This is a genomic window from Psychrobacter sp. ANT206, assembly GCF_056880555.1.
The window spans coordinates 2,049,605-2,065,234 of the sequence record NZ_CP096271.1; the positions used below are offsets into that span (position 1 = coordinate 2,049,605).

13 protein-coding genes are annotated in these 15,630 nt (G+C 35.3%); 10 read left to right on the top strand and 3 right to left on the bottom strand.

What is annotated here, in order from left to right; translation table 11 throughout:
- Positions 1 to 63 precede the first annotated feature (63 nt).
- Positions 64 to 453, bottom strand: a complete 390-nt coding sequence (locus M0221_RS08460) for a hypothetical protein (RefSeq protein WP_483283542.1) — start codon at positions 451 to 453, stop codon at positions 64 to 66.
- Between the two features lie 193 nt (positions 454 to 646).
- On the opposite strand from M0221_RS08460, the gene M0221_RS08465 reads away from it, so the two are divergent.
- Genes M0221_RS08465 through qatD form a run of 5 tightly spaced genes read left to right on the top strand, consistent with a single transcriptional unit; the run spans position 647 to position 5,360 of the window.
- Positions 647 to 790, top strand: a complete 144-nt coding sequence (locus M0221_RS08465; RefSeq protein WP_483283543.1) for a hypothetical protein — start codon at positions 647 to 649, stop codon at positions 788 to 790.
- 37 nt (positions 791 to 827) lie between these two features.
- Positions 828 to 2,585, top strand: a complete 1,758-nt coding sequence (locus M0221_RS08470; RefSeq protein ID WP_483283544.1) for a KAP family P-loop NTPase fold protein — start codon at positions 828 to 830, stop codon at positions 2,583 to 2,585.
- Positions 2,586 to 2,587: 2 nt separating this feature from the next.
- The gene (locus M0221_RS08475) at positions 2,588 to 3,337 is read left to right on the top strand and encodes a hypothetical protein (RefSeq protein WP_483283545.1); all 750 of its coding nucleotides are present in this window, start codon (positions 2,588 to 2,590) and stop codon (positions 3,335 to 3,337) included.
- Positions 3,334 to 4,632 carry a Qat anti-phage system QueC-like protein QatC gene (gene qatC, locus M0221_RS08480; RefSeq protein ID WP_483283546.1) on the top strand — a complete coding sequence of 433 codons (1,299 nt, stop codon included), beginning with the start codon at positions 3,334 to 3,336 and terminating at the stop codon, positions 4,630 to 4,632. The genes M0221_RS08475 and qatC overlap by 4 nt, the downstream gene beginning before the upstream one ends.
- Complete coding sequence (qatD, locus tag M0221_RS08485) at positions 4,629 to 5,360, top strand: Qat anti-phage system TatD family nuclease QatD (RefSeq protein ID WP_483283547.1); 732 nt, start codon at positions 4,629 to 4,631, stop codon at positions 5,358 to 5,360. The genes qatC and qatD overlap by 4 nt, the downstream gene beginning before the upstream one ends.
- Positions 5,361 to 5,829: 469 nt before the next feature.
- Here qatD and M0221_RS08490 read toward each other — a convergent pair whose 3' ends face one another.
- Positions 5,830 to 6,108 carry a hypothetical protein gene (locus M0221_RS08490; RefSeq protein WP_483283548.1) on the bottom strand — a complete coding sequence of 93 codons (279 nt, stop codon included), beginning with the start codon at positions 6,106 to 6,108 and terminating at the stop codon, positions 5,830 to 5,832.
- 225 nt (positions 6,109 to 6,333) lie between these two features.
- Entirely contained in the window at positions 6,334 to 6,543 is a 210-nt protein-coding gene (locus M0221_RS08495; RefSeq protein WP_045445187.1) for a helix-turn-helix domain-containing protein, read from the bottom strand.
- A gap of 136 nt (positions 6,544 to 6,679) precedes the next feature.
- Here M0221_RS08495 and M0221_RS08500 point away from each other — a divergent pair, with 136 nt between their 5' ends.
- The 5 genes from M0221_RS08500 (at position 6,680) to M0221_RS08520 (ending at position 14,444) form a co-directional block, all read left to right on the top strand.
- Positions 6,680 to 6,895 (top strand): hypothetical protein, encoded by a 216-nt coding sequence (locus M0221_RS08500; protein WP_021813684.1) that lies wholly within the window; start codon positions 6,680 to 6,682, stop codon positions 6,893 to 6,895.
- A gap of 2 nt (positions 6,896 to 6,897) precedes the next feature.
- On the top strand, positions 6,898 to 8,073 hold the full coding sequence (locus M0221_RS08505) for an Arm DNA-binding domain-containing protein (RefSeq protein WP_483283549.1): 1,176 nt from the start codon (positions 6,898 to 6,900) through the stop codon (positions 8,071 to 8,073).
- Positions 8,074 to 8,191: 118 nt separating this feature from the next.
- Entirely contained in the window at positions 8,192 to 10,738 is a 2,547-nt protein-coding gene (locus tag M0221_RS08510) for a hypothetical protein (RefSeq protein WP_483283550.1), read from the top strand.
- Positions 10,739 to 10,740: 2 nt separating this feature from the next.
- Positions 10,741 to 13,821, top strand: a complete 3,081-nt coding sequence (locus M0221_RS08515; protein ID WP_483283551.1) for a tyrosine-type recombinase/integrase — start codon at positions 10,741 to 10,743, stop codon at positions 13,819 to 13,821.
- Entirely contained in the window at positions 13,818 to 14,444 is a 627-nt protein-coding gene (locus M0221_RS08520) for a hypothetical protein (protein ID WP_483283552.1), read from the top strand. The genes M0221_RS08515 and M0221_RS08520 overlap by 4 nt, the downstream gene beginning before the upstream one ends.
- Positions 14,445 to 15,630: the final 1,186 nt, after the last annotated feature.

Consider the following 15,630-nt stretch of genomic DNA (forward strand, 5'->3'; position numbering starts at 1 on the left):
TAAGGTCCTTTTTTTTGATTTAAATTTTCTTTGAACTCTTACAATTATCAACTATACCATTGATTATTTACAGAACTTAGCGAACAAGCCATTCACTGCTGGACGAGGAATGGTTCCATCAGCCATAGCGTCTTTTAAGCTTTTATAGCCGCCATCACTTACTATATTTGAGTTTATCGGGCTTGAGCAAGTAATTCTCAAAACACCTCTAAAATCACTTGTTTTTCCATCTGCTGTTAGACCAATTAATAGACTATCTGGTTTTTTATAATTTGGACCAGTATAACCTTCTATAGTCATCGGATATGCTCGCCACGTCGTTGTATATACTCCTCCATCTTGGCTCTCGTATACTTCAATACCATTCGAGAAGCCAGGAGCTGCTATAGAAACAGTAGAAATAAGAGATGAAAATGTTAAAACAGCTATAGATAGTAAAAAAGGTGATTTCATAATCACTCCAATAGTAGAATTAATGTTACGCAATTATTGCTTAGTAAATATAGCACAACAATTGTGTATTTTTATAATGAACTAGAAATAAACGACAGCATATGTCGCAAAACAATTAGCTAACTATTGTAAAGATCTCCGAACATAGTAGATTAAGTATATTGAAACCAATATGACTAATAAGGAGATCCAGATGACATTATCTATAAAAAAGCAACGTGCTCATCCATTTGAGAATTTCGATAGTACTCATATCTATAGCTCAGAGCTACTCAAACTAATTGTACTCAAAAACCACCATATTCATTCAAGTTTAGATATACACAATAGTTTATAATTATTGTTTATAAAATTATATAAATGAGATAAAAAATATGTGGTCTGACGTTGAATCAAGTGAAGATTATCTTAATTTTGGTGAAGTATCGGATCTTGCAGTTGATATTTTATCTGCTAAAAATATGCTTCCTATTTCAATTGGAATTTTCGGTAACTGGGGAGCGGGAAAGTCTTCGCTTCTCAAGCTTATTGAAACTAAACTTGAAGATGACGAGCAGGATTATATCGTAATAAATTTTGATGCATGGCTTTATCAAGGTTTCGATGATGCAAGAGCCGCCCTTCTAGAAGTAATAGCTACAAGACTTTTAGAAGAAGCTGAAGGAGATAAAGACTTAGTAGAGAAAGGTAAAGGTTTACTTAAGCGAGTGAATATTTTTAGAGTATTAGGGCTAGCTGCAGAAGGTGCTGCACTATTTGCTGGTGTTCCTACAGCAGGACTTCTTGCGAGAGGAGTTAATGCTATTGGTAATGCAACCGATGGAGTTCAAGACGAGGATGAGTATACAGAAGGTCGTGCTGTAGTAGCGGATGTGAAAAATGAGTTTGATAAAACGATAAAACCTAAAGAAGCTAAAACTCCTCCTCAACAAATCCATGCTTTTAGAACAGAATATGAAGAAATATTAGATGCATTGAATAAGCCTGTTGTTATTATTATTGATAATTTAGATCGCTGTTTGCCTGCTAATGCAATCCACACACTTGAAGCTATTCGATTGTTTTTGTTCCTTAAAAACACAGCTTTTATAATTGCTGCTGATGAAGAAATGATTAAATCTTCAGTTGCTGAGCATTTCAAAGGCAGTTCAGATAGACACCAGCTTGATTACATAGATAAACTCATTCAAGTGCCTATCCGCGTGCCCAAAGCTGGTATGAGAGAGATTCGTTCTTACTTATTTATGCTATATGCTATTGAAGCTGGAATCGACTCTACTGAACTAAGTAATCTTAGACAGGGATTAGAAGCTGCTCTACAACAGTCTTGGAAAGATGATCCTATCACTAGAAATGATGCATTAGCTCTGCTCGGATTTACTGAGGATAACGAGTTAGAAAAATCATTTGAACGAGCAGACCGTATTGCTCCAATATTAGCTAACTCACCAATTATTCATGGAAACCCAAGAACTGTAAAAAGATTGCTAAATGTAATAAAAATGCGTGTTAAAACTGCGCAGCGGCGTGACATGCCGATTAACGAAGCTATTATTACTAAACTAGTAATATTCGAAAGATGTGCTGGAGCAGCTGCAACTAAGGAATTCTATAGTGCAATTGATAAAGAGAAAGGTAAACCTAATTTTCTTAAAGCTTTAGAAGACAAAAATGAATCAGTATCTCTACCAGAGTCACTAAATCAACGACGCGATTTCATTAACGAGTGGTGTTTACTTGAGCCTAAGCTAAGTGAAATCGATCTAAGACCAGCAATTTATTTATCTCGTGAGACTATACCACTAGGTAGTTATGTAACTGGTTTGTCTCCAATAGGTAGAGTCGCATTAGAATCTTTAAGTAAGACTAAGAAAGTATCATCTCCAGCTGCTAAGAAAAGTCTAGAAGAGCTTGTAATAGAAGAGCAGGTTCCCGTTATGGAAGGCCTTATTAGTCATTTAAGAAATGTTTCTGATTGGAATGCGCAGCCAGAAGGATTCGCAGGAGCTTTTATACTTGCAGAATACTCTTCAGAAGCTGCAAAAGTTTTTGTTAGATATTTAAATGGGCTAAATGAAAATCCGCCTTGGATGAACATGATGTTGAAAAGTCAATCTTGGTATAAGGAATAATAATGGGAACTTCACAATCTAGTCCAGGTCCAAGCGGCAACTCACCACTAGTACCTTCTTGGGCTGATGATAGTCCTGACCAAATTCTTCCTGAACCATCAGATCGTCGATATGTTGGATACAGACAAGCCTTAGGTAGAGCAGTTTCCAATGGAAGTCGTTCTGACTTAAGAATAGCGATAGGACATTACGCAAGAAAATCTAATGGACGTAATGAAACGGCAGTAAGACGCATGGGCAGCGCAACTCAGGCTGGTACACAACTTTTTGGATTACTCATTGGAGGAGGTGGAACAACCGATTCGATAGTCGACTTGAATGGTTTGACTGGGCTTCCTTGTGATACTGCTATATCAATTATTACTCAAGCACTTTTAACAGACGATGGTGATTCTGAAAAAATTAGATCTGCTATGAATCAGGCTTTAGCAGAAGCTTTAGAGGGTATTGAAACCTTTGATCCTTTGAGTATTACTGATGATATCATCATCCATACTATGATCAATTATCTCTCGGAAGTTATATTTTTACAAATGATGATGGACTCAAACAAAGCGTTTGATAAAGCAGAGACTCCTACCCAAGCTATTAACATGGAGAATATGCTTAATGATTTAGTTTGTGTAACTGTAGATTTGCATATGGCTAATAAATTTCCAAGCAATATTCAGTCAATTAGCCAAGCTCAAATAAAAGATATTCAAAGACAAACAATTAAAGATGTTTGGACTGAATGGGAGAATTACGTATGACAGAATTAGTGTTTCATCATGATTGGCATCAACTCCCTATAGCTAACGACTCACTAATACCTGTTCAATTATACGGAATTGATGGAAAGCATTCTCGTAGTGATATTGGTGTAATAGGCAATCCAATTATTGACAAAATTCAGCGCCTAGGTGTTCAAATAAGTAATAAGGCAATAGATTTTTTATCAATTGCCTTAGCTGTTACTGCTGCTGATACGTTTGTATTACGGTCAGAAAGTGCAGACGGATGGACACGGCAGCTCTCACTCACAATTCCGCTTTGTGAGCCAGAAAATTGGATACATCTAAAAGAGGATTTAGAGAGAGCCTTACATTTTTTAAGTGGAGATATGTGGAGTGTAAATCTTACAGGAGGTGGCTATGAACCTCCTATTCCCCATGGTAAAAGATTTAAGCTGGTTAAACTAGATGGACTTGACTGCGTAAGTTTATTCTCAGGAGGATTAGATTCAGCTATTGGGGTAATAGATTTACTCAGTGATGGGAATAAGCCGTTGTTAGTTAGTCATGCTTATAAAGGCGATAAATCTCATCAAGAAGACATAAACCAAATTCTGTCGGGCGAGTACTCACGTTTTGAAGTAAACGCATATCCTCTTAGTGCCAATGGTGAAACAGATATAACGATGCGCACTCGCAGTATAAACTTTTTAGCTTTTGCAGTTGTGGGAGCAAGCGCTCTACAGCAAAGTAACAGTTTACAGAATGTTGATTTATACGTACCTGAAAATGGGTTTATTTCCCTAAATGCGCCTCTTACACCTAGACGTATTGGTACGTTAAGTACAAGAACAACCCATCCTCACTTTATTAAAAGTATTCAGAGTATTTTTGATCAAGTTGGTATTGAATGTACTATCATTAACCCCTATCAGTTCAAAACTAAGGGTCAAATGGTTTTGGAATGTCAAGATAGAACACTACTTGCAAACTTAGTAAATAAAACAGTCTCTTGTAGCCATTGGAAACGTAAGAATCAACAGTGTGGAACTTGTGTGCCTTGTATTATTCGTAAAGCATCTCTGCACACAGGAGGTATTCAAGAAAATATAACTTATTTTAAAACACTTACTAATGCACTATCTGATCCTGACCATCGGGATGATGTTATGGCGATGTTAATTGCTGTAGCACAAAAAGAGCGTAAGAATATTAGCACTTGGGTTCTAAATAGTGGGCCTTTACCTGAAAACGAGCTAGCAGATTATAAGACTGTGTTTACTCAAGGTCTTAATGAAGTTAAGCTATATTTCGAATCAGAAGGTATTTTATGAAGATAGATATGCATTGTCATTTGGATCTATATCAAAACCCATTTGAAGTAGCTAAAGAATGTGACGATAAAGGCATATATTTATTATCAGTAACTACGACTCCCAAAGCATGGGAAGGAACCAAATTATTAGCACATGGCAGTTCTCGTATTAGAACAGCTTTGGGGCTACATCCCCAACTTGCTCATCATCGAGCACACGAAATTGAGCTTTTCGATGCTCTACTACCTGAAACTAAGTATATCGGTGAGATTGGTCTTGATGGAGGAACTAACTTCAAAAAGCATTGGGACATTCAGTTGAAAGTTTTTCGCCATATCCTAAAGAGTTCGCACAATTCTGGTGGTCGGATTATGAGTATTCATAGTATAAAGAGTGCCTCTGAAGTTCTAGATGAGTTAAAAAGCATTGATGGCATTCCTTTACTTCACTGGTTTACAGGTACTCAAGGACAGCTTAAAAGAGCGATTAATATGGGTTGTTGGTTCACCGTTGGTCCTGCAATGCTTAATACTAAAAAAGGGCAAGCTTTGGTATCAATGATGCCAAAAGATCGGATTCTTACTGAAACTGATGGCCCGTTTGCAAAATATAATAGAAAGTCTCTAATGCCATGGGATAGTGATATTGCTACTAAGCAGTTATCTGAATTGTGGCAAATCCCTGTTGCCTTAGTTCATGAACAGTTAGAAATGAATCTAAAATATCTAGTAAAGTTTAATCATTAATCAGAGAAAAATTAAACTTTGAGCTTTACAATTATTTCCGTATATTCATAAGAAAATCACATTTGCAAAAAAACCAGAGAGCATTAGCAATCTGGTTATTAAGTAATCTTTAAATTATCATCTGCCAACTGTAAGCTGCCCGCCAGAAAAACTAATACATGATTCGCAGAACCAAGATGACTGTTTTCTGATATAAGGTATATCCGCTGGTACATCAAGTTGATATGGGCGTCCACAGTACTCACAGTGTATATCATCCAAGTAAGCCTGACACTCCGCTAATACGCCAAACAAAATATGATAATCGATATGGTATTGTCTACAGAGTACTTCTATATGCTCTACATATCGCCCATCATGCCCGTATGCCCAATAGTCTTCACATAATTGTATGTCGGACTGATCTGTATTAGCGCTAAAAATAAGTTTTAAGCTCATGGTTATCTCCAAACCAAATAATTAACGTTAATCACAACGAATAAGGGACATCGTAGTGATTCATAATGGTCAAAAATTTGGTCTCAAGATTCGTTAATGTATAACGATTCAGCGCTAATCCTTCATTTAGCTCTCGTTGCACCCATATCCTAACCGCTTCATCATTATAAAATATCGGATTGACGCCTAGCATCTTTGCTAACTGTGAACCCTGTTGTATTTGCAGGTTTACCATAAGTTTGGTAGATAGCGATATCGCTTCAGCGCTTAGCCAAATTGAAGCATGCGGCGGTTTAATAAATGTGTTCATGTATAATCTCCTGTAGATTAATATTTCTTTATATTGGTCGTAATGACTTTCTACAGATTAAATTATACATACATTTTGAGCTACTACAACTTAAAATAACCTTCTATAGAGCTTTTTGTTACTTAATAGAATATTTAACTCATTTGAGAAACTATATTGCTGCGTATTATTTGGTGTAATAACTGATAAGCGCAGCACTATCTTGAATTTTAAAAGGAGGAAAGTTTATTCTTCTTCCTTAACTATCTCATAAAGGTCACCCACTTCAATATCCAAATATAAGCATAGCTTTTCTACTACCTCTAGATCCACTCTGGTCGCTTCTTCGTTATACATACGTGTGATTGTGCCTCTGTTGACATCTGTATCTCTAGACACATCGGCAATCTTAAGTCTTTTTTCGCCCATAATTCTAGATAAATTACACTTCACCATAACCTCCTCCATAATAAAATAACCTACTGTAGATAAAAATGTCTTGCAAAAGATGATTTTTAGTGTAAATTATGTTCTATAGCAGGTTATAAAGCTATTAGATAATAACACTTTAATCTTTAGTAAGGATTTTACTATGAGTTATACCTATTTAACAACCGAAGAGCTGTCACAACGTATTAAATATGACAGCAAGACAATACGCAATCAACTTAAGGATGCGGTATTCATTGAGGGCGTTCATTACATCAAACCATTTGGAGGTAGAAAAATCCTTTTCATATGGCAAAAGATTGAAGAGTTAATGCTGACAGGCTACGACGATAACATTCCATTTGCAGCGGGAGCATAATCATGGCGAGTATCAATAGCCGTAATGGCAACCTATATATAGATTTCCGATACGTAGGTCAACGTTGTAGAGAGCAAACCTTGCTGGCAGACACTAAGCCTAATCGAAAGCGTCTAGAAAATTTCGTTAGAAAAATGGAAGCTGATATGCAATTAGGTAGTTTTCGATATGAAAACTATTTTCCGCAAAGTAAAAAGCTTGAGCAGTTTCAAAGCTTAGAGCTTATGAGGTCAAGGAGTAGTCATAAGGACTCAAGCTCAAGCTTTGATAGTTTTAGCAAAGTTTGGTTAGAGGAGAAAAAGCCAGAATGGCGGGACTCTCAAATAAGTAATGTGGAAGATATATTTAGAATTTATCTCATTCCTCATTTTAGCAATTTACCGCTAAATACCATTAGCAAAGCCAAAATCATGACTTTTCGAGGCAGGTTAGTCAAAGATGGTAATAACGGACGAACTTTATCAGCGTCTCGCATTAATCATGTCATGACGCCATTACGTATGGTGCTGACCGAAGCCTCTGAGCGTTTTGATTTTGACAGTCCTTGGAAGAATATAAAACCACTCAGTGAGCCTAAAAGTAATGTCAGTCCTTTTGATCTAGATGAGGTCATGCTCATTATCAATAACGTGAGAGCAGATTATAAGCCTTACTATATCGTACGATTTTTTACAGGTATGCGTACAGGTGAGATTGATGGCTTACCTTGGAAGAATATAGATTTTGAGCGGCGACAAATCATCGTTGATCAAGCAGTCGTTAACGGTGTTATAGGTGAGACTAAAACTATAGGCTCAAATCGTATCATCCAGATGAACCAACTGGTTCATGATGCGTTGATTGAACAGCAGAGCCTAACTAAACATCAAAGTGAGTTCGTTTTCTGTACAAAAGCAGGTACTCCTTTGAATCATCGTAATGTAACAAAGCGAGTTTGGTATCCGTTACTACGATATCTAGAGCTTGATAAACGTAATCCTTACCAAAGTAGACATACGGCTGCAACGCTCTGGCTCGCTGCTGGTGAGTCGCCTGAGTGGATTGCTGCGCAAATGGGCCATAGCAACACTAAAATGCTATTCACAGTGTATTCGCGATATGTACCAAATCTAACTCGTCAAGACGGAAGTGCTTTAGATAAGCTACTGATAGCACGGGGAATACTACAAAACGTATGAAAAAGCCTATACTTAACAAAAAGACATCCAACTAGATGTCTTTTTTCAGTTTTATCGCTGGATGCTTTATATAAATGGAGCTACAGTTAAGGAAAGAGTTCGTAATGGTTATAGAATAATGGCTGATAAAAATAATATCTCTAATAATATTAAGAATTGGTTAAAGGTTAATATCCTTGATTTTGCCAATATTGGAGAGGTAGCAAGCTTAATAATTGAGCTAGAGTTTTTAAAAGATACTTTGCCTGAACAATTTAGATTAGAGTTAAACAATGAATATCAATCATTGGCTGAGTGGATAGAAACAGTAGAGGTTGAAGGCTCTCTAGTGGAGTTAAAGAAGTCACAAACATATGAAAAAGGTATCGATCATAAAGTGTTTTTAGAAAAATTTAAAGAGCGTCGTCTTTATCTGAAAGATCTTTATCTTATTACCTTTTTAGTCCATCGAGCAGACTCATCTAAGGTAAATAATATTCGTGCTCTTTATTTTTTCTTGTGTCTAAGGATGGTTGAGCTAACGGATTATGACAGTCGAGTTGAGACGACACTTGATGAATGCAGATTTTTAACCAATAAAACCCGTGAATTTCTGATTCCTTTCTTACCGGACTTAACAGAAATGGATAGCTTGGAAGATGTGCAGGAAAATCTTATTGAAGCTCAAGAAAGCGATAACTATACCAGATGGTTTAATAGCTCTCCTGATACCTTTGAGTCAGAAATAAAAAGATATAAAAGCAAGTTGCTGAATAAAAATACATTATTTCCTTCCAGCGATGCTAGAAATGATATTAATGAGCGTATAGCCCAATATATTTACGAATATATCCTACCGATTGAAAACTACTTCAAAAATGATTCTGGTATTACTCGAGTAACTAGCATCCCTTATCAGATTGTTAGGGGTCCCTCATATTATGACGACACGACAGGTAATATAATCAATGATCTAGCAAACATCTCTGAAGTTACAAGTAATACAGATGCTTTTGAAGCTGGTGAACGCCAAGATAATGAGCAGGAATCCTTTGAACAAGTAACTATAAATAACCCAAGTAACTATTATTTAGATCTGGTAAAAGCAGAGGGTCAATCAAACAGTCGTCGGAAAAAAGCTATGAATCAGGTCACTGATGTTAATACAGCGCATGAAGATGAAATAAAAAGATTGGTCGAATATATAGCTAGCAAACTAAGTAGACTTGATTTTTTATCTATTGATAAAGAGTACAAATATGAGCATGAATACGAAGAAGGAAAGCTTAAATTCGATATAGCTGATCAATCCGCATTATATCTATATATGCTTTTATTGACCGGTATTCATGACATATATACTTCCGAACAGTTACATCTTGGATCTAACGGCTATCGCTACCAACTCACATTTTGTCCAGCACGTAGCCATATCGATGATGACTGGGATAAATCGTTATGTACCCATAAATTGAATAAGCCAGACAGACTGTATCTTTTCATGCCGTCCTCGTTAGGTGCGATGCATATTGAAATGATTGAAAGTACTGATGATAAAATGAGAGATTCTATTCATGAAGAAGCAAAAGAGGATCTCCGTAAACTCAATAAAGAGTTTGGGATAAGACTGAGCATAAATAAGATTAGAAACTATTTGCCTCACTATTTAGCTCAAAAAAACATAGATAAAGCGCTTATAGAAGTATTGACTAACTGTGCCGTTCATCATCTCTCGGCACTACCTTATTATAATGTCAGTCAATATGATTTATTTAGATGTCAACGAGATTACATGGATCACTTGATAGGACTACTTGAAGATAAATATGGTCCGAAGCAAACTGAAACTAAACTATATATGCTTTTTGAACTACCTGATGAAAAATCAACAGCTTATTGGGGTAAGACTATCGGAAGTGCATTAGCGGTTAATGAATTTAGACTAAAAGAGATCGTGGTTAAACTAAGACAAAAAGTAGAAGCTGCTACTGCAGATTTAAAGTTAAATAACTTGGGTTCATTGGTTTATCTACATAACAGCTTTATAGATTATCTATATATTTTGATGTCTATTGCAAGTGGCTATCGACCTGTTACTGAGCCATTTGGCAGGTTGTCAGATATAGATACCAGAACTGGAGTCTATTTTATTAGCGATAAGGAAGTGCAAGCTGACACTATTGGTAGACTCATCTATCTTCCACATACCGTATGCCAGCAAATCAACGAGTATAAAAATTTCATTAAAAATAATGGCATTCTTTTTAATAAGTTAGGAAGTAATATTGGTCAAATATACATGGATATTTTGAATAGCCATATTGGACTGATAAGTTATTTAAAATTAGATGAGATAACTAATACAGTTATTCAGGTGAAGCTAAATAAAGTATTCATAAAAGAGCGCATGTCACAATATATATCGCTACCTCTTAATTGGCATAGACACTTTATACGCTCACTCAAAAATATAGACATCGGTAAATATTCATACAGCTCAGTCTTCAATGAAAGACCAATTGGGTATGACGTTATTAGTGCTTGGATGGGACATTCTGATGAACTAGGATTCAGTTTCTATGACCGTTTCAGCGGTTTGAAACGATCTGAACTTAGAGAGTTTGCGAATATACTAGATGGAATCATCAGAGATATTGGCTTTATAGCCATTCAATTGGAGCACTAAAGATGGCACGTCAAAAATCTGGTATTCAAATACGTAAAGGAAAACGAGACAAACTAGAAGAAAAGAATTTTTCGTTAGCTTATAAACTAATAGACAAACACATCGACCTAACAGAAATTTCAGCATCTGAAGACCAACAGAGATCGTTTAACTCGATGTGGGTAAAATTTGATACTAATTTATCCGCTAATAAACATTTTCAAGATGTTAAAAAATATTCTACCGCATATAATCACGCTGTAAAATACTGTCAAAATCAAGTAGAGAATGCAAATATTGATATAGGCTTTCCTAAGCTTATCATTCAATCCTCTCGTGCCAAATCTTTTCGTACACAAAAATGGTTCAATGACGGCAAGCGCGTATTAGATTTTTATCTAAACTGGGTTAAAGGTTTAGAAACTAAAAAAACGGTTGATATAACTATAAGTGATATCTTATTTACTCTAATCTTTCACAGTGCAATCCTAAAGGCTCCTGTACTACAGGAGATATTAGATCAAGTCATTGAGAAACGTTTAAAAATTGAACAAATTTCAGGTTTACCAACTATCACTGTGATTGTCAATGATGAGTCTTATCACACAAATACTTATAAAGCGTCAAAAGCAGTACATCAAGCACAGGTCTTTATTTCTCCACTGTCAGCTCATCTTATTCTGTCATATATCAAAGAGCAGAAAAATAACGTTATTAATCGTGATAGAAATCTCACGATATACAAACGGTATCAAAGCATACAACTAACACAAGCAAACCAAGGTAATGATGTAGAGTTTGGTTTGAAACGTTTTTTAATGGGCGCAATTTATGTTCTTGAGAATTATTTTTATTTTAATCTCTCAGAGCATACTTGGTACATAGTTATTGGAGAGGAAGATACTTATAGTTTAGCAACATCTAATTGGCAGTCCATTATTTATGATATTCAACACCATACAAGCGATCAAAAAGAAGAGCTGAATAGCAGAATATCTAGTGTATCCAATAGTAGTTCTAAAGAGAAAAACCATCAATTGGCAGTTGAGATTGCTAAATTATTTAAAAGGGATGAGAATGCAAAAGTTGCTAAAAAGACATTTGTTGAACAGTTAGAGCATCTCAATAAAAAACTAGAAAGTAATCATTATCCATTAAATGAAAAAGCGATCGTTGGCTGGCTTCTATCAAAAACATCTAACTGTGAAGTAAGTAGCATCCAGACCTATAGTAATAGAGTTACTAATCGCTGGCTGGCACTTACACAAGATGTAGACTTAAAGCACTATCAAGAAGAAGATTTTGTAGCTCTATATAACGAAATGATTGAACTTAGTAAAACCGAAAAAGCCAAGAATAAAGTTGCAACACTGATTAACGAGGTACACCAGTATCTAGTTGACCACTATCAAGTAGAGTCTATAGCTCCATTAGCAACTGGCGATAGAGCCCATCATAGAGTGGGTTATATCTCAGAAAATATGTTTCAAGCTCTGCTCATCAAAATTAATGGCTTAACTATGACTGTTGATGAAAAGCAAGCTCTAAGCTTAGCACTCATATTAGGTCATCGTTGTGGTCTTAGGATTGGTGAAATCGTTAAAATAAGAATACATGATGTAGCAGAGACCCAAAACTATTTAGAGGTTCGGAATAATAAATTTGGCAATAATAAGAGCCTCTCTGCCCGCCGCCGTGTCCTACTGGCACAACTGTTGACAGAGTCTGATGTTAAACTCATAAAACGCGTGTACATTAAACGTTCAGATTATAAGACCCAAACACTCATCGCAAATCAAGCTGGGCTGCCATATAAAGCTCAAGCACTATCAAAAATGCTCAGTAGTCTCATAAAGGAAGTTACTGGGCTAAGTTACCTCACTACACATCACTTGCGTCATAGTTGCCTAACTAACTTTCAATTGATGTCATTTCTATATGATAAAGATCATCAATTCAATAACCATCCAAGTGTAAAGTTCTTAAAAAGCTTACTACCTTACGAATCAGACCAAGCTGTTAGCATTATTAATCATTTCGAAACCAATCTTGCATACAAGAAAATATATGCTCTGGCAGGGATAGCAGGGCACGCTACTCCTAGTACAACATTTTCGTCATATGTACATTTTACGGACATTCAAGTTGGACTATTATTATCGCAGACCAATTTCAAACTGTCTCTTAAGCACAATCAGATACTAAAAATACCGAGACGACGAAGATTTGAAACTGGGAGTGTGCATTTAGAAATAAATGAGTATCTAATGAATAAGCATAAGCCTTCTTATCTTCTGCAACCTATGCATAGTAATATATTTAGCAAAATATGTAATGAAGAAATTTCAAAGGTTAAGAGGTATTCTTTTGATGAAGTATATCAAATCTTGGAAGCCTACACTCAGAAAGGTGATTATGAGAACCTTATGCATATCTATGATGTCAGTCAAGAAACTTTCGAAAAATGGCATTCTAATGCAAAGCAACTAAGAGATGCTTCAGAATTTCAAACCACAAAAGACAATCCTAGATTATTTGATATAAATGATAAGAAAGGCTTATTACCTATTAAGGACAGGTATGATGATGATAAAAAAATAATGATGCAAATGATGGAAAGATTTCGCAGCCTATACCTAGAGAGTGATGACAAAAAACCTATCCATCAATTTATATATCATACACTTACTCATTCTCAATATAATACAAATTTTATCACATTCAATAGCGCGGTAGATCTCTATAACTACCTTCAGATTATTCGTAAACTAATCTACAAAAAAGATATTCGACTGAAATACTACAACTATGCGCAAGCTGCCAAACAAGATCAGAATGCTTGGAACAATGCTTTAAAAGATATACCTATTTCGCAGAGAAGAAATATGGATAATGAGCGAGCAGAGAATTTTTATCAAAATCAAAGGCAGATCCGAGTAGAGTTATCACTCGCTAGTCAAACTGAAGCTACAAGAATTCAAAATAGAGCAAACTCTACTATGCCTATAACGCAGTGGAATGTGAGGACAATACAAATATTTAGTCACTATGTATTCATAGTGATGGGCAAGAGGATAAAATCAAGTCAAGGATTAACATTATGAAACTATCTGCTAAAACGATTAGCTTAAATAGCAACTCAACCGTAAAATTCCATCCTTTAGCTAGGAGGCTTCATCAAGTACTGATGAAAGCCTATATTAGTAGTAATAAGAGTACCTACCTAAAAAAAATATCTAATTTCTTTGGCAGCAGAGTTGAGATACCTATTCATAATATTTCTGTCATATTTAAAGATGGTTCATACGAAATCATCGGAGGCTGTTTTTCCCCTATATTTGATCTAAATGATATTTCTAATGAGAATACTATAATTTTAAGTTATACAACATCTCAAGGCCATGATACAAAAAATAAAACTGATGAACAGGTAAACAGAGTTAAAAAAAGAATCAAAGATAAGTTTGATCAAGACGTAATAGACTTTATATATATGGAGTATATTAGGGCAATTTCTATTCTCTCACTCTCAAAACCAGGTGTCATGTATTCAGAAGTTAGAGAGTTATCACGGGCGAAAAGCAAATATAGTAGCACTGTCTGGAACGAAATATTTGGTAATGAAGGTGAGTTGCCAATAAGTCACTTTAGTCAAAAAGATTTTTCAATGCTTATTGATAAGACTCGATTCACTGTTATTAATCATAATAAAGTCAAAGATAATTAGAAGCGTTAATCTGATTAATTTAGCTGTGTAATAACATTCGACTTTGTTTACATTAATCTAAGCTATAGCCTGATGGACCTTATAAGCGGGTTGATTCATTCTGAGCTATCACACCAAACTGATCTCCTTTTCTAAGCTTTGCAGTAATGCCAAGAGCTAGTTCTTTAGGTTTTACTAAAATGTGTAAAGCGTTAGTATATTCTTCATAATGGGGAAGGCTCAAAAAGCAAAGCCTTTGTGTTTTAAACATGATTCATTATTTTTAGTTACCAAACTCGATTGGCAATGGTATAAGTACTTAATAGAGTCTGCCTTAAAGGTGAGATATTCACATCATATTAGTGAAAACCAGATTTGCCTGTCATGTGATGAAAATGCTTTATAGGACGTAATAGTTAGATCTTTAACTGCCTTCCACATGCATATACTGTCTCTTATATTTGCACTGTAGTTCTCTCTAAGAATGTTAAATCTTCGACAATACCTAGGTGGTTCATAACTGCCTAGGCATCGATTAGTTGTGGTTAAGAGTTGCTGAGCAAACATGTTCCTTACTTACTATTATTGGCAGGTAATACATTAATATTGAAAATTTAATGTTTAAATATTACACATTAAATTTTATTATATGTTTAATTTTTACACATTTTTAGTGACCAAAACTCAAGTTATATCCAATATAAAGTTTCTTAAATTGCGCTAAGTATCGTAGTTCAGTAATGAGTTAAGCTATTGCTATATATAGTGTTATAGGATAATATACCTTAAGGTTTTTTTAAGTATTTTAGTGGGTCTAGCCTGTCACGTCGCGGGTTCGAGTCCCGTCCGCTGCGCCATATTTAAAACTTAGTTTTAATACAAAAGTTTCAACCTCAAACATTAGATTGTTTGAGGTTTTTTTGTGTTTATTATTTACCTAAACCTCTATTATAGGTAATCCCTGCCTTTTAAATCTTCTGTCCTCCCGTGGCTCACTGGCTCCTTACTCTCCTCCGTTATCTATCTTCAATAATAAATAATTACTATTATTAAAGTCGCCATTTGAATAGTCGGTGATTAAACGATGACCATCCTTATCCTTTTACATGACATACTCATGATGTGGTCAATTTTCATGGAAGAGAGTCTTATACTAAATGTCGCTAAAAATAATTTTTATACTGGTCAGAACTCACCTCTATTCACT